This window comes from Ruegeria sp. YTSC230 (assembly GCF_059609665.1).
In genome coordinates, this window is the sequence record NZ_JBXWMC010000001.1 from 230,233 (window position 1) to 248,647 (window position 18,415).

Below are 18,415 nucleotides of genomic sequence, written 5' to 3' on the forward strand. Positions count from 1 at the left end.
AGGCGCATTCGGCTAGAACAGCGAGCCCTGGTCCGGTGCATCTTTCTTTGCTGACTTCTTAGGGGCCGCCGGTGAAGTCGTGGGCTGGCCCGTATTCAGCAGACCATCTGCGAATTCGATCTCGAATGCGCTGTGTTTTGACGCCTGTTTCTTGGTTGTCAGAACCTCGCCTTCAGCTCGGACCACAGCGTAGCCACGCTGTAACGTCGCCTTGTAGCTAAGTGTTTCACGCAAGCGATCAGCGGCGTCCAGCTGTTGCCGCATCCGATCCAGGCGCGTGGCCTGTGCCGCGTTCATACGGTCGGCCAACCTGTTGATATTCTGCTTTTGTTGTTCGATCTCTCTGTGGATTGGGCGCAGAGACAGACGGGATGACAGGTTGCGTAAGGCCTCGTTTCTGGTCGAAACGAGATTGCGCAACGTCGAAGGGCGCAGATGTGCAGACAGCTCGACAACTTGCAGACGTCGGTTCTGCACGCCGCGATTTAGTGCGGGTGCCAGCCGATCCGCAATTAAGTCAAGGCGTTGGCGTGGGGTGTTCAACAAGCTATCCGGGCGCGGCAACGCGCGTGACAGGTCGCGAAGCCGTTGAGAGCGTCTTTGAACCGCGTCCGTCGCTGCACGAGAAAGGCGTGCACCTTGCTCACCCGTCCAGGCCAGAAGTTCCATCCGAACCGGCACGGCAAGTTCAGCCGCGGCGGTCGGGGTTGGCGCGCGTCGATCCGAGACGAAGTCGATCAGCGTTGTATCCGTTTCGTGACCCACGGCAGAAATCAGCGGAATGTCCGACGCGGCAATCGCGCGTGCAACGATTTCTTCGTTGAACCCCCAAAGGTCTTCGATCGATCCGCCACCCCGGGCGACAATGATCAGGTCGGGCCGGGGCAGCGAGCCGCCCGGCGTCAGTTTGTTGAAGCCGTCGATGGCCCGCGCAACCTCGGGTGCGCAGTTGGAACCTTGTACAGCGACAGGCCAGATCAGCACCTTGCGCGGGAAGCGATCCCGCAGGCGGTGCAGGATGTCCCGGATCACAGCGCCAGATGGTGAGGTCACCACGCCAATGATCTGCGGCAGGTACGGCAGAGGCTTTTTCCGTTCGGGCGCAAACAGACCTTCAGCCTCGAGCTGTTTCTTGCGCTTTTCCAGCAAGGCCATAAGTGCGCCTTGCCCGGCGACCGCGACCTCATCGACGTTCAGGTTGTATTTCGATTGCGCGCCAAAGGCCGTCAGACGACCGGTGACGACAACCTCAAGACCTTCTTCCGGCACCACGGATAGGCCCGAAACCTGACCTTTCCAGGTGGTGCAGGCCAAAACGTTCCGGTCGTCCTTGATGTCATAGTACAGATGCCCCGAACGCGCCGTAAACACGCGTCCGACTTCACCGCGCACACGGATTCGCCCAAACGTGCCTTCGAGCGTGCGTTTCACCTCACCCGAGATGTCCGAAACGGTATATTCTGGTGTGTTTTGGCCCGGGATCGGGTCATCAAGCAGGTCGGACATTTCAGCGCCTTGTGTCAAATGCCCGGCCAGCTTAGAACGCCCGGAAGGCGAGGCCAAGCAGATCGGAGACCTTAATGAACATCCTTATTCTCGGCAGCGGCGGGCGCGAACACAGCCTAGCCTGGGCGGTGATGCAGAATCCCAAATGTGACCGACTGATCGTGGCACCGGGAAATGCCGGGATTGCCCAAATCGCTGAGTGCGCGGCACTGGATGTCGAAAACGGCGGTGCGGTTGTCAGCTTTGCCGAAGAGAATGCGATTGATTTCGTGATTGTCGGCCCCGAGGCGCCCCTTGCCGCTGGCGTCGCGGATCGTCTGCGTGAAGCGGGTGTGCTGGTCTTTGGCCCGTCGGCAGATGCGGCGCAGCTGGAGGCCTCAAAGAGTTTCACCAAGGAAATCTGTGACGCATCTAACGCACCGACTGCGGCCTATGCGCGGTTTACCGAGGCCGAGCCTGCCAAGGCTTACGTCCGCAAACAGGGCACGCCGATCGTGGTCAAAGCCGATGGTTTGGCGGCAGGCAAGGGTGTGATCGTCGCCATGGACGACCAAACCGCGCTGGAGGGCATCGACGACATGTTCGGCGGCGCTTTTGGCGGCGCGGGGGCCGAGGTGGTGATCGAAGAGTTCATGGAGGGCGAAGAGGCCTCTCTCTTCGTCTTGTGTGATGGCGAGGACATTCTGTCCATTGGCACGGCTCAGGACCACAAGCGCGTGGGAGAAGGTGATACGGGCCTGAATACCGGCGGTATGGGGGCGTATTCCCCAGCACCGGTCCTGAGCGCCGAGATCGAGGCGCGCGCGATGGAAGAGATCGTGCGCCCGACCATGGCCGAGATGAAGCGCCGGGGCATGCCGTTTCAGGGCATTTTGTACGCGGGACTGATGATAAAGGACGGCCAACCGAGGTTGGTCGAATACAACGTCCGCTTTGGTGACCCGGAATGCCAGGTTCTGATGATGCGGCTTGGTGCCCAGGTTCTGGACCTGCTTCATGCCGCAGCCGAAGGTCGTTTGAGCGAGACGCAGGTGAACTGGGCCGACGATCATGCGATCACCGTTGTGATGGCGGCACAGGGGTATCCGGGTTCCTACGTAAAAGGATCTGCGATCAAGGGCTTGGATGCGCTACCAGAAGACAGCAGCAACATGATCTTTCACGCCGGCACCAAGGCTGTTGATGGGCAGGTTCAAGCCGCAGGCGGGCGCGTTCTGAATGTGACTGCGCGTGGGGATACATTGCAAGAGGCGCGCGACCGGGCATATGCGATGGTTGAAGGTGTGGATTGGCCCGAAGGCTTTTACCGCCGCGATATCGGCTGGCGAGCTCTTTGAGTGGTTGGTAGGACAGGGGGCTTTGCCCCCTCGGCCTGCGGCCTCACCCCCAGGATATTTTTGGCCAGATGAAGAGGCGGATCAGCACTTGAGTGCGTTGTTCAGGCTTTTGTGGCCGGTAAACGCGCCGAGGTCGCGGGTGGTCCAGTCGTTTTCGTAAGTGACGCTGATGACGCGTGTCCAGTTGCCGTTGGCGAGGATCAGTTCCGGAGTGCCGCCGCAATCGCGTAGACCGCCGGAGATGAAATCTTCTCCAATGCGGTGATTGGTGAGATTGGGCAGCGATGCGATTTCGGTCAGTTTGCCGTCTGCAAACCGCCAGATGCGCAGGGTTTTGGCCAAGTGAGGGCGATCGACATAGGCGATCTCGACGTTGCCATCGCCATCCATGTCGGCCGCTCCGACCGGAGCGAGCCAGCGAAAGCGGGTTCCGATGTAGGGCGTAGCGGCGATCAGGCCGCCGCCATTGTAGATTGCAAGCCGTGCACCTTTATCACGATGGCTTTCAACCACCAGAGCTTCGCGACGCCCATCGTTGTCAAAATCAATCAGGCGCGGTCGGATATCTTCGAAAACGCGATCTTTTGGCAGCCGGATTGTGTATTTCGCCCATTCCGGCGCGTATTGCAGGATCAGAGCGCCGTATTCGATCTGATCACCAAGTACCCCGTGCGGGTATCGCGCAGTGGGTTCCGAGTACTCCGCCGAACCCAACGGTTCATACTGCCATGGCTGCTGAGATCTTGTCTGGCTCGGACAGATTCCAATTGCGATCGCGGCAGCCGCGATCGCTTTGAAAAGCATCAGATCTGCTTTTCGGGCATTTGAACAACCAGCCCGTCCAACTCATCAGTGACCTTGATCTGGCAGGTCAGGCGCGAGCGGGCCGGGTCGGGTTCAAAGGCGAAATCCAGCATGTCCTCTTCCATGTCGTCCTTGGCCGGAACCTTCTCGACCCAGTCGGGGTGGATATAGACATGGCAGGTCGAACAGGCGCAGGCGCCGCCGCAATCGGCCTCGATGCCGGGGATATTGTTGTCACGGGCCCCTTCCATGACGGTCAGGCCGCTGGCGACTTCGACTGTATGTTCGGTACCGCCGTGCTCGACATAGGTAATCTTTGCCATTGCGTGCGTCTTCCTCTTTCGCTTGTCGAATTCTTCCATAGTGAAGGCATTTAGGTCTTTCCAGCCTCATTTGCGACTCGTCACGCCGCCTATGGACTTTCCTTGCGTTTGTTCTATTTTTGTTCTCATGATTGCGTTACCTACCCGCCCTGTGTCTTCGGACCGGAACTGGCCGCGCCCGCCCGCGTGTCTGCCCGCCAACCGGTTGAACGACCCGCCCGAGGGCGCGCTGGTGGCGGTCGCGGGGCTGGTGATCCTGCGGCAGAGGCCCGGGACGGCCAAGGGGGTGATCTTTGTCACGCTCGAGGATGAGACCGGTATCGTGAACGTGGTGGTCTGGCGCAAAATTTACGAAACCTTCCGCCGGGCGGTGATCTCGGGGCGGCTGCTGCGGGTCACGGGCCGGATGCAGCGGGCGCATTCGGTGACCCATGTGATCGCGGAAGAGGTTGAGGATATCTCGGGCATGCTGGATGTGCTGGTGCGGGGGGAGGGATAGGTCCGCTATGCGGGACATGGCAGCCACTTGGTTTTCGAAATCAAATGGCCGCTATGATCTCACCTATGCAGCTGCGGTTGCTTCTATCTCAAACAGCAATCCGGGGATAGCGAGGCGTGTGACACCCAGCAAGGTCATGGGCGGGGCGACCCGATGCGGGCCAAAGCGCATCCCCAGCAGATCGAAGTTCTTCAATGCCTCATCCACATCAGTGGCATAGACGCCCAGCTTGATGACATTACTCAGATCCATGCCAGCTTCTTTGATTAAGGCTTCCAGATTGTCCAGGGCCAAATTGATCTGCGCACGCATATCGCTAGGGTGCTGGGGCGCGCCGTTCTCGTCCACCGCTGTCTGCCCTGCGCAAATGACCAGACGTGTCGTGCCTTTGATCACCTCGGCCTGATTGTAGCCAAGTTTGAGCGACCACTCCCAGGGATTCACTGCTGTCCGTTCCATGTCGAATTCTCCATTTTTTGCTTTTCTGGAAACGGTTTAAATCAAAACAGTGACAAAAGTTGTCACCGTTTGTGCTATCGTGTCAGAATGAATGTTCGACTCAGACATGAAAAGATTGTGCGGACCCTCCGCCGAAACGGTACATCCACTATTGATGCCCTTGCTGATGAGGTGGGCGTGTCCCGCCGCACTGTCCTTCGTGATATCAGCGCGCTTCGGGATGAAGGCTATGTGATCCATTCCGACGTGGGGCGGGGTGGCGGCTTGCAGCTTGATCCGCAATCCATGCAGACAACTGCCAAGTTATCGGTGCCAGAGGTCTTTGCACTGCTCATCAGCGTGGCAGCCATGCGGGCGGCGGGAAACCTTCCTTTCTCGGAGCTGGCAGATGCCGGACTAGCCAAGATCGAAAAGGCCCTGCCCGCAGACAAAGTGCGCGACCTGCGCGCTTTCTTGGACTGCTTACACATTGGTCAATTGTCCCCGCTGCAAGACCTTTCGGATTTGGATAAAATGGATGCTGAGTTGCTTCCCGCCGTTGAAGCGGCATTCTTTGGACGCAGGCTCATCTCGTTTGAGTATCGCGATGCAAAAGGACGGCGGACCCGCCGCAAAGTGGAGCCACAGGCAATGCTGATCCTGCCCCCTTTATGGTACCTCGTGGGCTGGGACCCGGTAAGGGAGGATTTTCGGCATTTCAGGATGGATAGGATCAGTCTTCCAGCAGCCGTGGAAGGTACTAGCTTTCGCCGCCGCTATGTTCCATTTGAAGAAGACGTCTGCCCTTACAGTGAGCTGCAAAATGACCGGCAAAGCAGTCATCCATCGAACGCGCAGTATTGATTAAAATGGGCTCGGACCAGACGTTCTAAGTCAACAATAAGGAGAATTGACTTGTTTGTTGAAGTGTTGAAATGGGCCGTGGTGATATTCGGCGGATTCTCAGCCTTCAACTGGTATACCGCCTCTTACCATCTACCTAAGCAGGTGACGAACCGTGAAGAGGTGATCAGTGGCCGGGGTAAGCTTGCAGCGGCATTTGCGTTCTTAGCAGTTGGGTCACAAGCCCTCCTGAATTTTTTGAGCTAGTTCACAATGTGGAGGCGTAGGGCTTTGAAATGGTTGGCTTTGGTTTTTGTTCTTTCATATCTGGGACTCGTATTTTTCGGTAACTTTTTTGAAAAGACGGATGAGCTATCGGCAATAACTTGGGTGTTTATCTGTGCCCAGACAATATCGTTATTTTTGCTGTTTGTGGGAACGCTCCTCCGCGTGGTCCATTGGTTTAGTTCACAATAAGGAGGGTGGAGGCGTTATGATTAATCAAAAGGTCGCCCTGAAGGTTTGCTATATTCTCAGCGCAGTAGCTTACCTAGTAGCGGTCAGGTACACGTTACCAATAGAGTTCTTCGGCATTGAAATCCCCGACGTCGACTTCCTCCCAAAGCCATACGCCTCCCACGAGAAACCAGTATTTTACGTGGCCTTGATCCTGGTTGCTGCCTTCTTACTGATGCGTAACAAGTTTTTAGCCGACATCAAGAACTCAAAAACTGGGTAGGAGTGCTGATGAAACGGTTGTTTTGTCGGATATTTGGTTACAAGTGACGTGCACGTTGGATTACTGACGCTCCTTTTCTTAAATGTCAGCGTTGCGGAGTCGGTGGGGATACTTAAGGCAACGAAGTTCACAATAAGGAGCAGTCATGAATAGGCGATCGATCGAGTTCGCGGTTTTGTGCGTGATGGTTGCGGCCATGGTTGTAGTCAGGTTGGCAACTGGTGCTTCTTATCTCGGTGTCGACTTAGCTTTTTCATTGGTGTTCATAGCTTTGGCTTACCTCTACTACTTCAGAACAAATGGTGGGACGTAGAGAGCGATAGAAACCCATGGACAGTTTACAATAAGGAGCGCCGATGTTTGCTGTGCGGACTAAGCGGACCTTGGTCGGTTTAACATCAACACCCCCTGGGTTCGCTTCACAACACCCCTAAGACTTGACCAGCGCCTTCCGCGTCACTGGGTTATGATTTCCGGTCCCATGAACGAATTGGGCAGGAATGTAGATAGGAACGGAACATAGGTAACGATGATCAGGAACACGAACAGCACGGCCAGGAGCGGCAGGGCTGCTTTGACCACGCTCATCATCGGCATTCCGGCAACGCCCGAGGTGACGAAGAGGTTCAGGCCGACCGGCGGGGTGATCATGCCGATCTCCATGTTGACCACCATGATGATACCCAGATGGATCGGGTCGATGCCTAACTCGATGGCAATCGGTAACACCAGAGGCGCCACGATGACCAAGAGGCCCGAGGGTTCCATGAACTGACCACCGATAAGCAGGACGATGTTTACGACGACCAGGAACATCACAGGCCCAAAGCCCGCCGACAGCATCGCATTGGCGACCTGTTGCGGGATTTGCTCATCCATCAACACGTGTTTCAGGATCAGCGCGTTGGCGATCACAAACAGCGGTGTGATCGTCAGTTTGCCGGCATCAAACAAGGTCTTTTGAGTGTCCGGATGCACAATCGCGGTGAAAACTGCCCAAGGCTTGCTCTTCAGGGGAATGCGTGGGCCAGCAGGCGCGTCTTCGATCACAGCGGCAGCGAACAGGCTACGGGTTTTGGGGGCGGCGAGCGGCCCCATTTCTTTGTAGACAAAGGTGGCGATGAAGAAGGCATAGATTGCGGCCACAGCGGCGGCTTCGGTGGGGTGAAACGTGTTTACCAGAAACCCATGTGGTGAAGCGAATTTGCTTATTGCGACCTGGCGAGTTTGGGTCGTTCGTCAAGTTTGGTTTGGATTTCCCATCCGGTCACGAATAACAGTAATCCGGGGACTTTTGCCTTTCGTGCGCACTGCAGTCTAAAGAAAAAGGGGTCAAAACGGCCCGATGCCGCACAGACGAAAAAGAACCGTTCCGGATTGGCTAACGGCGGAGTGAGCGCGCGCCGTAAGAACCGTTCCAAACCTGATCCAGGTGGGGCAGTCGAAATGATGCCGCGATTGCTCCCACATCAGCATCGAGCCCAGACTTTTTGATGCTGCGGCATACGCGAGTGGCCGGGCAAGGTATCAAAGCGGATCCACGTGCGCAGATATTTTCCCGTACTCGATTGCGAAGATCGGGAGGCACCATTGGATGCCTCCCGAGTATTGTTTTTTTACTGTGACATCCCGCCTTCGGTCGAGATTTGTTCTTCCACGTGAGTTTGATTGGTTATGTCCGATCCCCGCGGAGGATAGTCCTTGAACGTAGACAGGTGGTTCTGAACGATCTTAGCTGCAGGACCGAAGGCCCACATTTTGTTGCCCATCCACCGGGTATACATCCCCGACTCCTCGGCCGCCTTTTCATAAGGATCACGGCGCAAGTTGAATAGAAGCGGAGCATTCAGTTCCTCTTTGGGTCCAGCCCACCCTTCGGTTTGAATTGTGAAATGCGCTTTCCAGTCACCGTGACGTACGGCCTGCAGGTCCGGCCCCTCGTAGTAGACGATTTCTTCGCGACTGCTGTCGCTTGCGCCGGTCAAGAACGACAACTGATTGTAACCATCAAGATGCACCTGATAGCCTTCGTGACCCTCTAACAAAGCACCCGGCAAGTCATCCGGCCCACCTGCAGCCGCGACCAGGGTTGGCATCCAGTCGAGACCGGCAAAGATGCCATTACTCACGGTTCCGGCGGGAACTTTCCCGGGCCAGCGAATAATGGCAGGCACGCGGAAACCGCCTTCCCAGGTCGTGCCCTTTTCGCCGTGGAACGGCGTTGTTCCCCCGTCGGGCCAAGTCATGGTTTCGGGGCCGTTGTCGGACGTGAATACAACAATCGTATTGTCGGAAACGCCCAGTTCTTCCAGCCGAGCCATGACTTTTCCAACGTTGTCGTCAAGTTCCTTCATCACCACATCTTGCAATCCACGCCCATCGCCGAGCATGTCTTCGTATTCAGGGCTCAGGTGTGTCCAGACATGCGCACGCGCTGGTGCCATCCAGACAAAGAACGGAGTGTTACTTTCAACCGCGCGGTTGATGAAGCCCAGTGTATGGGCCGTCACTTCGTCATCCAGCGTCTTTTGCCGTTCAGGCGGAGCGGGGCCATCGTCGATGATGCGTTGCTTGCCGACCAGACCCCAGCGCGGGTCTACCGTTTCATCAACCGTATCTGTCGCATAGGCGTGGATGATATTCCGAGGACCAAAAGTGTCGTTGAATTTCTGATCTTTGGGCCAGTCCGGATCAGACGTGTATTCCATCGCGTTCAAGTGATAGAGCCAACCCCAATATTCGTCAAAGCCTTTCACTGTTGGCAGAAACTTGTTCATATCGCCCAAATGGTTCTTACCGAATTGGCCGGTCGTGTAACCCAAGGATTTCAGCATGTTGGCCAAGGTGGGATCGTCATCACTCAGACCCTTTTCGGGGTCTCCGGGTAGGCCGACGGTATGCATCCCGGTACGAACCGGCAACTGCCCGGTGATAAAAGCCGAACGCCCCGCCGTGCAGCTTGGCTGAGCATAATAATCCGTCAGGCGCATGCCATCCGCTGCCAGTTGATCGAGATTGGGGGTTTTGATGCTTTTAACCCCCTGATGATAGCTGCCAAGACTGGCCCAACCCACGTCGTCGGCCATGATGACAAGGATATTGGGTTGGTCGGTTTCGGCTAAAACAGGCGTAGCACAGACCGAAGCTGTGGCCACCGTTGCCGAAAACGCAATGGATCGAAGGTTGAACATTTTGACCTCTGTGGAAGTGGAAGGCGATACCGATGCTGGGAATATCGGAAGGTTCATCAGGGATAACGGTCGAAACTTTAATGCTGCAACATAGCTTTACTAGGATTTCACATTATGAAAGTTAAAAACCGATAACTGAGATGATATTGACCGCACGATGAATGAAAACGCATTAACTGCCTTTCTTACTTTGGCTGAAACTGGCAGCTTCCAACACGCGGCCCGCGTGATGGGTGTCTCCAACGCGTCGTTTTCCCGCTATATCGGGCAAGCCGAGGACCATGCCGGGCTCGTGCTGTTTCATCGAAGGCGCAACAGCAGTACGCTGACGCGGGCGGGGCAGGAGTTTTTGCCTATCGCTAAGGCTCTGCGGCAAGACCTGGATCGCTATGCGACGCGTGTCGCCAGTTTGCGTGACGCCGGACCTGGCACTTTTCTGATCGGTTGCGGGCCTCTGACCACAAGATCTCTGATCGTGCCCGTCCTGCGATCTGTGCGGCAGGTAATGCCCGACCTTCGATTCAGAATACTGGTGAGCGCCTACGCGCGTCCGCTCGACTTGTTGCAAGCGGGGCAGTTCGATGTGTTTCTGGGCGATCTGACCTACACACCGGATGCCGACAATGTCGAAATCATGGTGATGGAAAAACGGCAAATTCAGTTTGTTGCGCACCCCGATCATGAAATTCACCAACGCGGCCCACAAACAATGGCAGGTGTTTTCGACTTTCCCTTTGCATCACCGCATCTTCATAAACACTGGAGAGCGACCCTGATAAAGTCACTTGGCGGCAACACCGAGGCGGTCAATAAGGTCAATGCCCAGCCGAATATTGAATGCGACGACTACAACTTTTTGACCGGATTATTGGCAGAGCCAGACTATATCGTAGGAGGGATGCCAGACACTTTTTCAGAACTGATCAGCACAAAGAAAGTCAAACCTGTTTCGATGAAGCAGAGCCTTTCATGGAACATCTGCGCGGCGCGCAAGTCCCAAAACACGTCGACTGCTCTTGAACTGTGTTGGAGTGAACTGGCCAAACACCGGGCGTGACCAGTGATGTGAAGAACAATAAAAGACGCCCAACTGGGACGTATCGTGGTTCGACTAAGACGTTTTCGCGAGCTCAGCTAGCTTGCCAAAGTTTCGCATTACACCGCAGAGCGGCTTTTGATTGAAAATGGCCAATGGCGGCATTGCTGCGTACTGCGCGAATTCGCAGTCCTACAATCGCTGCAGGCCGACCGAACGGCTGACTTCTCCGCCGCATGGCGGGACCAGGAACTACACAGTTGCAGAATATTTGATGCGGCCTGCGCTCACAGCATAAAATCGAATGAACACATTGATCTCAAACCAGCCATTGAAGCCAATCGCCAATATCTGACTTTCTATTGATTGGACCCGCCCATTGCCCCATAGAGGTGGGGCGCAGGGTGCTTGTCGGGCCACGCGCTCAAAGGGCAGGCAGCGAAAGCCAAGCGAAGGGTCCTAGTGAACTTCCCCCGGCAGACAGCATGCGCAACGGGGACCCATGTCACTCCAACCTCCGAACTTACGGGCCGCTCCAGCGGCCACAGACCAGGCAGGCCTGCGCGCCATAAAGCGCGCCGCGTTGTTCCTGATGGGTCCCTTCTATTTCTTCTTCATCGCCTTTGTTCCCCTGCTTTGCGGTAAACGGCGAGGCTTTCGCGGTTGGTACTGGCGGCAAGTCAAACGCGCATGTTCGCGACTCTTATGGCTGTTGAGCATCCGGACAGACATTACAGAGGCCGACAGGGCCACGCTGGCCGTCGACACCGGCAGCATCATCGTGATCAATCACCGCAGCCACCTAGATGGCTTTGTTCTGATGGACGTGGTGCCCGACGCCAAGTGGATCACCTTCGCTGCCAAAAAGGAACTGTGCGACGCAGCCCTCCTGCGCCGAGGATTTAAAGGCGCGGGCCTGGTGGAGATTGACCGCAAAAGCGGCACGGTGGCGCTCGAAACACTCACGGCTGCCGTGCACGCAATGCCCGCGCGCTGCTCAGTCGTGCTTTTCCCTGAGGGCACGCGCACTAAGTCTGAAAGTCTTGGGGCGTTTAAGGCGGGTGCGGTGATGGCTGCGCGCGCTACTGGCCGTACAATACGGCCCATCGTCATCCACGCCTCGGACCGCCTGCTGCCCCGCGGCAAACACTTACCCAAAAGCGGAACGATCCGCGTCGAGGTCTTGCCCTCATTCGAATGCGATCTTTCCGCATCAGTGGACGAGGATGTCGCACGCCTGAGAAGCGACATGATGGCAGTTTTTGATGATTGGGTAGGTCGGTAGTTCTTGAAGGCTCATTTTGCGCAGCGCCAGACGAAGGACTGGAATGATACTGCTCATTGTCAGCTTTGCGCGCATACTAGTCACCCTGACGCATTGTAGCATTTGGAAAAACGGGCTCTGAGAGGACCTCGGAGCAATCGCGGCATCCTGTGATATTGGACCGCGTCAAAGTCGGGTTGTCGTTGTGGTTGGGCATGGCGGATCGGAGGATCAGTCACGGGAACACCAATCTTACCTGTCATTCGGGCACTTCACCCAGCCTGGAACGAAGGCCGTATCGTTGGTCAAAAGCACCCGCTCAAACCAAAACACGCCTGGGCAATCCGAATTCGCCTCGAGCTTGTCGGCAACAATCGCGATCTTGCACTCTTCAACATGGCAATCGACAGCAAGATTCGCGGCAGTGATCTGGTGAAGATGGTCGATGTTATGTCATCGGGGCAGATCAAGGCACGCACTTTCGTACTGCAAAGCAAGACGCAGAAACCTGTGCGCTTTGAGATGCCGAGGGCACCCGTGCCTCTGTCCAGAAATGGATGGAAGATGAACTCATGGCCGATTCAGAATACCTTTGGCCTGGCGGATTCCACGAAAGATCACACATCTCGACGCGTCAAATATGCGCGGATTGTTCGAGGAAAGTTTACATCGATCGGCCTGGAAGCAAGCGCAAACGGAACCCATTCAATGAGGCGCAAGAAAGTCACCCAAATCTAGGAGAAAACCGGCAACCTCAAAGCGGTCCAGCTCTTGCTAGGCCATACCAAGATGAACGGTACAGTCCGGTCTCCCTTGTCCCAAGAAGTTACTGCAATTGCATTTCTTAGTCTGGTCGTCATTTTGTGGATCAGTGTCGGAATTAGTGAACTCTCTCCTCGTACTTCCCAAGTAGCATAACTTTGACAGCAAACGTCGTCAGTCACAGAAGGCGGCAAACGGGCCCGACCCGGGGCTATGTGTGGTTACCGAAGGGAGTTGATCATGGCGAAACTACTTGATCCGTTTCAGCTCAAGCACCTGACGCTGCGCAACCGCATCGTCAGTACATCTCATGCACCCAACTATGTCGAAGACGGTCACCCTCGAGACCGATACAGGCTGTATCACGAAGAGAAGGCTAAGGGGGGTGTAGCCCTGACCATGATCGGCGGGTCAACCAATATTGCCCCCGACAGCCCTTCGGTTTTTGGCCAGCTCTATGCTGGCAATGACAGTATCATTCCGTGGTTCCGGAAGCTTACGGATGGCGTTCACACGCACGGGGCCGCGGTCATGTGCCAGATCACCCATATGGGGCGTCGAACCGCTTGGGATGACGGTCATTGGCTGCCGGTTTTGGCGCCATCCGGCGTGCGCGAGCGCGCGCACCGTGCCTTTCCCAAAGCAATGGAACAAGAGGACATTGAACGAGTGGTCTGCGATTTTGCCGCTGCGGCGCGACGTTGTCAGCAGGGCGGGTTCGACGGAATCGAGCTTCTGTCCCATTCGCATTTGCTGGGCCAGTTTCTTTCTCCGCTTACCAACCAACGCGACGATGCCTTTGGTGGAACGTTGAAAAACCGCATGCGCCTGACCCTGCAGGTTTTGGATGCGGTGCGCGCAGAGGTTGGTCCAAAGTTCATACTGTCCATGCGTATCACCGGCGATGAGTTGATAGAGGGCGGGCTTAGCGCGGCGGATTGCGTTGCCGCCGCCCGGATGCTGGAAGACAGTGGCCATGTCGACCTGCTCAACATCCTGGTCGGGGCGCCCTACGATGACCTTGGTCTTGCTGAATGGGTGCGCCCAATGGGTCTGCCAGCTGCCCCGCATATTACTGTGGCCGGGCGCATCCGCGAAGCCGTCAACTTGCCGATCCTGCATGCAGGCGGCATCGCGGACATTGCAACGGCCCGACACGCGGTTACCGGCGGTCATGTCGATCTTGTGGGCATGACGCGCGCCCAAATGGCTGATCCTTATCTGGTCGCAAAACTGGCGCGCGGGGAAGAGAAACGTATCCGCACCTGTGTTGGTCTCGGGTATTGCGTAGACCGCGTCAATCAGGGCAAGCCTGCCGTGTGCGGACACAATGCCGCCACCGGGCGGGAGCAAACTTTACCCCATGTTATTCCTGCCAGCCGCACCCGAAAGAAGGTGGTTGTCGTCGGTGGCGGGCCTGGTGGGCTGGAGGCGGCGCGGGTCAGTGCCTTGCGCGGTCACGATGTGGTTTTGTTCGAGGCATCAGATCGACTGGGCGGGCAGCTTGTTTTGGCAGCCAAGGGGGGGACACGTAGGCAGGTATGGGGTGTTGCCGATTGGTTGATTTCCGAGGTGACCGCCCTCAATGTTGATCTCCGCATGAATACCTATGTCGAGGCCAGTGACGTGCTAAGAGAACTCCCGGAGTTGGTCATAGTTGCTACCGGCGGATGGCCCGAGCCATTATCCATTCCGGGCGGCGATCTGGCGCTCTCCAGCTGGGAGGTTCTGTCCGGAGAAGCACGTGTCTCGGGCGAAGTTCTGTTGTTCGACGAGGTTGGAGACCATCCCGCGGCAGTCACGGCCGACACGTTGGCAAGGGCCGGCCACAGCGTCGAACTTGTGACCCCCGACCGTGCGCTTCTGCATGACCTTGGCCCAACAACCTCCGCCGTTGCTTTGCGCGATCTGGCAGCAAACGGGGTGACCTTTACCTGCCTCCACGAACTCGGTGCTCTAAGCCAAGAGGGAAACCGGGTGTGCGCCAGCCTGCGCAATATCTTGACCGGTGATATCACCAAGCGTCTTGTCGACCACGTGGTTGTCGAACATGGTCTAATCCCGACGGACGCGCTCTATCACGATCTAAAGCCAGGTTCGCGAAACCTTGGGCAGGTCGATCACAAGGCGCTGATCAATGGCTCATTCCCGTTCAGTGACGAAGAGCCGGATGGCCAGTTCTATCTGGCTCGAATTGGTGACGCGATCGCAGGCCGCAATATGCACGCCGCGATTCTAGACGCTTTGCGTATTTGCTGTTTAGCCTGAACTGCGCTCGGAGTATCTTTCATCAGTTGCTGCGAAAGCGGACGTTCAGACGGAACGCAGCGAATTTCCGCTCTCGGCTGGTGGTGTTTTTTTCAGCGGCTGCGAAGAGCAAATAGTTGACCTAAGTGCCAGAAGATCGAAGGGCGGATTCATCCGCATAGCGGACTTTGCATCGCTCCTTAAGGGCTCAACGCAGCCGTTCTCTGCGGTGAGACATAACAGGTCCTATAAGCCCAAAGCAGACCTATTATTCCGCGGCATTATCCAACATACCGGTTGCGAAACTGTTAGTCCCTGCCTCTACAAAATCTACCATTGAGTGGATAGGGCGATCCATATGCCCGCAAACATCAGCGCTCCGCCAATATTCACCCATGTGTGCCAAACAGCATACCGATAAGGCATAGTTTTTTGGGCGTAAAAAACCGTTCCAATGACGTAGGCGGAGGACCCAGCCAAAATGCACCACAATGTTGTGATGGGTACATTCGTGAGGTCTGGAAGGGCGCTCAACCCAATTGCGCCCAGTCCAAGGTAGGATGCAGTTGACCATCGTGACTTGACCGCTTCGTTCGTGATCTTGTTCCAGATGGCCACGGCTGTCAGCCCCCAACAAATCCACAGCAAGGCCATCGTCCATGTCGTGCCTGCCAAGACGAAAAACGGTGTGAAGGTGCCCGAGATGCTGGGGTAGATCGCTGCGTGATCAATGCGCCGCATCAGCTTGCGCCCGTGGTGCCACGTGGAAAAGTGATAGGCGACGGATGCTAAGTTGGATGACAGCGCACAAAGAACGTAAACCACAACCGCGAGAACCAGTTTAGGTTCGAGGCCGAGGATTGATTTTGAAAGAAGTACTCCCCCGGCCGTCAGGATCGCTACCAGCCCGAACGCATGGACGGCAATGTCGGCATGGCGGTGCGATCGGATAGGGCTAGGATATGTCGTTTCCGTCATTTTGGTTCCGGGCAAAGGTTTGTCTCGCGCTACATCCAGACGCGTGGAGTGTCTATGCTTCCGGCGCGTCAGTTCTCGGCTCTACGACAGATGACTGCCCCGTCCTCTATCTCGCCTTTGTTCTTCAATATGTCCAACGTCCAGTTTGTGTTGTTCGCGAGTGCTGCACGAGCCAAGTAAAAAGCATCGGTCAAGGTCGGCGCTGGGCTCATAGAGGACATTGGAACAACGTGCCTTAACGCTTAAACAACACTCCCTGCGCCTGCTTGTCCCTGTGATCGCCGCGCAGCTCGGCGTGTAACGCGCGCCCGGATTGAACGCCCGGACGGGCACTTACTGTCTCAAGCCACCGGGCAAAGTGCGGTTTGTCCTCCAACACCTGTTGTTGCCCTTCCCACAGGCTTGCCCAGCCCCAGATCGACATATCCGCGATGGAATAGAAATCGCCCGCGACATATTCGTTTTCGGCCAACCGCCGGTCCAATACTCCGTACAGCCGCCCGACTTCGGCGCGGTAGCGGTCCTTGGCATAGGGCAGGTCCTGCGGTGGCTCGAGGTTTGGCGCGTATTTCAGGAAGTGATGCGCCTGACCTGCCATTGGACCGACGCCGCCCATTTGCCACATCAGCCATTCCTCGACCGCGATCCGGTCACGTTCGGTTTTGCCATAAAAGCGCCCTGTCTTGCGGGCGAGATACATCAGGATCGCGCCGCTTTCGAACACCGAGATAGGTGCGCCATCCGGGCCGTCCGGGTCAACGATGGCAGGCATCCGGTTGTTGGGCGCAATTTTCAGGAACTCGGGGTCGAACTGATCACCCTTGCCGATATTGATCAGGTGAGTGGTGTAGGGAAGGTCCATCTCTTCCAAAGCGATGGACGCCTTCCAGCCATTCGGCGTGGGCCAGAAATACAGATCGATCATGGTGCCTCCTCAGGTTGAGGCGATCATGCGGTATTCTGCGCAATCGGCAAGAGGCGGTTACGAAAGCGTGACACAGGGCAACCGGGCTTGACGGCCATGTACACGCGGCGTATTTGCATCGCAGAAGCTACGTGGCGATTTGTTACCGGATTGCGGGCCACGCTAAACAACACCGCTAAAAGGTCAGGATGAAAGGCCCCTTTCGCTTGACCGCGTCTGGGGTTTTTTTGATGCCCTTGCCAGACAAGGGTCGAGAGGAATGAGATGAGCGAGAGCTGGAACAAACGCACCCAAGCCGTCCATGGCGGCATCCGTCGCAGCCAATACAACGAAGTCAGCGAAGCAATTTTTCTGACACAGGGCTTTGTCTATGAGACAGCCGAACAAGCCGAGGCGCGGTTCATCGAATCCGGCCCGGATGAGTTCATCTATGCCCGCTATGGCAACCCGACCGTTTCGATGTTCGAACAGCGCATCGCGGCGCTGGAAGGTGGCGAGGACGCATTTGCCACAGCATCCGGCATGGCTGCGGTGAACGCGGCGCTGACCTCGATGCTACAGGCGGGCGACCATGTGGTGTCGGCCAAGGCATTGTTCGGGTCCTGTCTGTATATCCTCGAAAACATCCTTTCCCGTTATGGTGTGAACGTCACCTTTGTTGACGGCACCGATCTGGACGCTTGGAAAGCGGCGATCCGCCCTGAGACCAAGGCGGTTTTCTTCGAATCCATGTCAAACCCGACGCTTGAGGTCATTGATATCGAGGCGGTTGCCAAACTGGCCCATGCGGTTGGCGCGCTTGTCATCGTGGATAACGTCTTTTCCACGCCCGTCTTCTCGCGCGCGATCGAACAGGGGGCGGATGTCGTGGTCTATTCCGCGACCAAACATATCGACGGGCAGGGGCGTGCTTTGGGCGGCGTCATCATTGGCACCAAGGATTTCATCCGGGGTACGGTTGAGCCCTATCTGAAACACACCGGTGGTGCGCTGAGCCCGTTCAACGCTTGGGTCATGCTGAAAGGTCTGGAAACGATGGCGCTGCGCGTTAACGCTCAGGCAGAGACGGCACAGACCATTGCCGAAGCGCTTGAGGGGCATCCGGTGCTGGAACGGACGCTTTATCCGGGTCTGAAAACCCATGCGCAAAATGCATTGGTCCAAGCCCAATTGGGCGGCAAAGGCGGAACAGTTCTGTCGCTGGACATCAAGGGCGGCAAGGACGCGGCGTTTGCGTTCCTGAACGCGCTGACGATCCCTGTCATCTCGAACAATCTGGGCGATGCCAAGTCAATCGCAACACACCCCGCAACGACGACGCACCAGCGTTTGAGCGACGATCAGAAGGACGAATTGGGCATTACACCGGGCCTGATCCGCTTTTCCGTAGGATTGGAGGATGCGGGCGATCTGCTTGCAGACATCAAGCATGCGCTGGACGTGTCGCAACGTTAACTAACGGCAGCGGTTTACTGACAACCGGGTCGAAACTAGGTGAAAATGACGTAAGTCGTGCGATTTTC

The 18,415-nt window shown here is 56.4% G+C and carries 16 protein-coding genes, 2 pseudogenes and 1 riboswitch; of the genes and pseudogenes, 10 read left to right on the forward strand and 8 right to left on the reverse strand.

What is annotated here, in order from left to right:
- Nucleotides 1-12 precede the first annotated feature (12 nt).
- Nucleotides 13-1,506, reverse strand: a complete 1,494-nt coding sequence (gene xseA / locus AC2FD9_RS01125; RefSeq protein ID WP_496834963.1) for an exodeoxyribonuclease VII large subunit — start codon at nucleotides 1,504-1,506, stop codon at nucleotides 13-15.
- Between the two features lie 74 nt (nucleotides 1,507-1,580).
- On the opposite strand from xseA, the gene purD reads away from it, so the two are divergent.
- Nucleotides 1,581-2,843: a phosphoribosylamine--glycine ligase gene (gene purD / locus AC2FD9_RS01130; protein WP_496834965.1), complete on the forward strand. Its 1,263-nt coding sequence runs from the start codon at nucleotides 1,581-1,583 to the stop codon at nucleotides 2,841-2,843.
- A gap of 81 nt (nucleotides 2,844-2,924) precedes the next feature.
- Here the strand turns inward: purD and AC2FD9_RS01135 are convergent, their stop codons facing one another.
- Nucleotides 2,925-3,647, reverse strand: coding sequence for an FG-GAP repeat domain-containing protein (locus AC2FD9_RS01135; protein WP_496834967.1), 723 nt, complete (start codon nucleotides 3,645-3,647; stop codon nucleotides 2,925-2,927).
- Complete coding sequence (locus AC2FD9_RS01140) at nucleotides 3,647-3,970, reverse strand: 2Fe-2S iron-sulfur cluster-binding protein (protein WP_058273927.1); 324 nt, start codon at nucleotides 3,968-3,970, stop codon at nucleotides 3,647-3,649. Before AC2FD9_RS01140 ends, AC2FD9_RS01135 begins: the two co-directional genes overlap by 1 nt.
- A 127-nt stretch (nucleotides 3,971-4,097) precedes the next feature.
- Here AC2FD9_RS01140 and AC2FD9_RS01145 point away from each other — a divergent pair, with 127 nt between their 5' ends.
- A complete protein-coding gene (locus AC2FD9_RS01145) occupies nucleotides 4,098-4,469 on the forward strand; it encodes an OB-fold nucleic acid binding domain-containing protein (RefSeq protein WP_496695016.1) in 372 nt (123 codons plus the stop codon).
- Nucleotides 4,470-4,532: 63 nt separating this feature from the next.
- Here the strand turns inward: AC2FD9_RS01145 and AC2FD9_RS01150 are convergent, their stop codons facing one another.
- A complete protein-coding gene (locus tag AC2FD9_RS01150; protein WP_282168572.1) occupies nucleotides 4,533-4,928 on the reverse strand; it encodes a RidA family protein in 396 nt (131 codons plus the stop codon).
- 87 nt (nucleotides 4,929-5,015) lie between these two features.
- Between AC2FD9_RS01150 and AC2FD9_RS01155 the strand changes: the two genes are divergently transcribed.
- The 3 genes from AC2FD9_RS01155 to AC2FD9_RS01165 all read left to right on the forward strand — a co-directional run bounded on the left by AC2FD9_RS01155 (nucleotide 5,016) and on the right by AC2FD9_RS01165 (nucleotide 6,802).
- Entirely contained in the window at nucleotides 5,016-5,771 is a 756-nt protein-coding gene (locus tag AC2FD9_RS01155) for a helix-turn-helix transcriptional regulator (protein ID WP_496834969.1), read from the forward strand.
- A gap of 51 nt (nucleotides 5,772-5,822) precedes the next feature.
- Complete coding sequence (locus tag AC2FD9_RS01160) at nucleotides 5,823-6,017, forward strand: hypothetical protein (RefSeq protein WP_496834971.1); 195 nt, start codon at nucleotides 5,823-5,825, stop codon at nucleotides 6,015-6,017.
- A gap of 617 nt (nucleotides 6,018-6,634) precedes the next feature.
- Nucleotides 6,635-6,802, forward strand: coding sequence for a hypothetical protein (locus tag AC2FD9_RS01165; protein WP_496834973.1), 168 nt, complete (start codon nucleotides 6,635-6,637; stop codon nucleotides 6,800-6,802).
- A 143-nt stretch (nucleotides 6,803-6,945) separates the two neighbouring features.
- Here the strand turns inward: AC2FD9_RS01165 and AC2FD9_RS01170 are convergent.
- Nucleotides 6,946-7,659: pseudogene (locus AC2FD9_RS01170) on the reverse strand (TRAP transporter large permease subunit); the annotation flags it as partial.
- A gap of 446 nt (nucleotides 7,660-8,105) precedes the next feature.
- A complete protein-coding gene (locus AC2FD9_RS01175) occupies nucleotides 8,106-9,680 on the reverse strand; it encodes an arylsulfatase (protein WP_496834974.1) in 1,575 nt (524 codons plus the stop codon).
- 157 nt (nucleotides 9,681-9,837) lie between these two features.
- On the opposite strand from AC2FD9_RS01175, the gene AC2FD9_RS01180 reads away from it, so the two are divergent.
- The 4 genes and pseudogenes from AC2FD9_RS01180 (at nucleotide 9,838) to AC2FD9_RS01195 (ending at nucleotide 15,010) form a co-directional block, all read left to right on the forward strand.
- A complete protein-coding gene (locus tag AC2FD9_RS01180; RefSeq protein ID WP_282168569.1) occupies nucleotides 9,838-10,737 on the forward strand; it encodes a LysR family transcriptional regulator in 900 nt (299 codons plus the stop codon).
- A gap of 481 nt (nucleotides 10,738-11,218) precedes the next feature.
- Entirely contained in the window at nucleotides 11,219-12,001 is a 783-nt protein-coding gene (locus tag AC2FD9_RS01185) for a lysophospholipid acyltransferase family protein (protein ID WP_496834976.1), read from the forward strand.
- A 201-nt stretch (nucleotides 12,002-12,202) separates the two neighbouring features.
- Nucleotides 12,203-12,898 (forward strand): annotated as a pseudogene (locus AC2FD9_RS01190) (tyrosine-type recombinase/integrase).
- 84 nt (nucleotides 12,899-12,982) lie between these two features.
- A complete protein-coding gene (locus tag AC2FD9_RS01195) occupies nucleotides 12,983-15,010 on the forward strand; it encodes an oxidoreductase (protein WP_496760622.1) in 2,028 nt (675 codons plus the stop codon).
- A gap of 309 nt (nucleotides 15,011-15,319) precedes the next feature.
- Here AC2FD9_RS01195 and trhA read toward each other — a convergent pair whose 3' ends face one another.
- On the reverse strand, nucleotides 15,320-15,967 hold the full coding sequence (trhA, locus tag AC2FD9_RS01200; RefSeq protein WP_496834978.1) for a PAQR family membrane homeostasis protein TrhA: 648 nt from the start codon (nucleotides 15,965-15,967) through the stop codon (nucleotides 15,320-15,322).
- Nucleotides 15,968-16,202: 235 nt separating this feature from the next.
- Nucleotides 16,203-16,892, reverse strand: a complete 690-nt coding sequence (locus AC2FD9_RS01205) for a glutathione S-transferase N-terminal domain-containing protein (RefSeq protein WP_282168565.1) — start codon at nucleotides 16,890-16,892, stop codon at nucleotides 16,203-16,205.
- 121 nt (nucleotides 16,893-17,013) lie between these two features.
- A riboswitch (SAM riboswitch) is annotated at nucleotides 17,014-17,091 on the forward strand.
- A gap of 65 nt (nucleotides 17,092-17,156) precedes the next feature.
- Between AC2FD9_RS01205 and metZ the strand changes: the two genes are divergently transcribed.
- Complete coding sequence (gene metZ / locus AC2FD9_RS01210) at nucleotides 17,157-18,347, forward strand: O-succinylhomoserine sulfhydrylase (protein ID WP_496834980.1); 1,191 nt, start codon at nucleotides 17,157-17,159, stop codon at nucleotides 18,345-18,347.
- Nucleotides 18,348-18,415 lie beyond the last annotated feature (68 nt).

Bases quoted from the DNA above. Each gene is read 5' to 3' on its own strand.
- AC2FD9_RS01175 (WP_496834974.1), bottom strand. From the start codon at position 9,680: ATGTTCAACCTTCGATCCATTGCGTTTTCGGCAACGGTGGCCACAGCT.
- AC2FD9_RS01205 (WP_282168565.1), bottom strand. From the start codon at position 16,892: ATGATCGATCTGTATTTCTGGCCCACGCCGAATGGCTGGAAGGCGTCC.
- purD (WP_496834965.1), top strand. From the start codon at position 1,581: ATGAACATCCTTATTCTCGGCAGCGGCGGGCGCGAACACAGCCTAGCC.
- AC2FD9_RS01135 (WP_496834967.1), bottom strand. From the start codon at position 3,647: ATGCTTTTCAAAGCGATCGCGGCTGCCGCGATCGCAATTGGAATCTGT.
- AC2FD9_RS01185 (WP_496834976.1), top strand. From the start codon at position 11,219: ATGTCACTCCAACCTCCGAACTTACGGGCCGCTCCAGCGGCCACAGAC.
- xseA (WP_496834963.1), bottom strand. From the start codon at position 1,506: ATGTCCGACCTGCTTGATGACCCGATCCCGGGCCAAAACACACCAGAA.
- AC2FD9_RS01155 (WP_496834969.1), top strand. From the start codon at position 5,016: ATGAATGTTCGACTCAGACATGAAAAGATTGTGCGGACCCTCCGCCGA.
- AC2FD9_RS01145 (WP_496695016.1), top strand. From the start codon at position 4,098: ATGATTGCGTTACCTACCCGCCCTGTGTCTTCGGACCGGAACTGGCCG.
- AC2FD9_RS01165 (WP_496834973.1), top strand. From the start codon at position 6,635: ATGAATAGGCGATCGATCGAGTTCGCGGTTTTGTGCGTGATGGTTGCG.
- AC2FD9_RS01195 (WP_496760622.1), top strand. From the start codon at position 12,983: ATGGCGAAACTACTTGATCCGTTTCAGCTCAAGCACCTGACGCTGCGC.
- AC2FD9_RS01140 (WP_058273927.1), bottom strand. From the start codon at position 3,970: ATGGCAAAGATTACCTATGTCGAGCACGGCGGTACCGAACATACAGTC.
- metZ (WP_496834980.1), top strand. From the start codon at position 17,157: ATGAGCGAGAGCTGGAACAAACGCACCCAAGCCGTCCATGGCGGCATC.
- AC2FD9_RS01150 (WP_282168572.1), bottom strand. From the start codon at position 4,928: ATGGAACGGACAGCAGTGAATCCCTGGGAGTGGTCGCTCAAACTTGGC.
- AC2FD9_RS01180 (WP_282168569.1), top strand. From the start codon at position 9,838: ATGAATGAAAACGCATTAACTGCCTTTCTTACTTTGGCTGAAACTGGC.
- trhA (WP_496834978.1), bottom strand. From the start codon at position 15,967: ATGACGGAAACGACATATCCTAGCCCTATCCGATCGCACCGCCATGCC.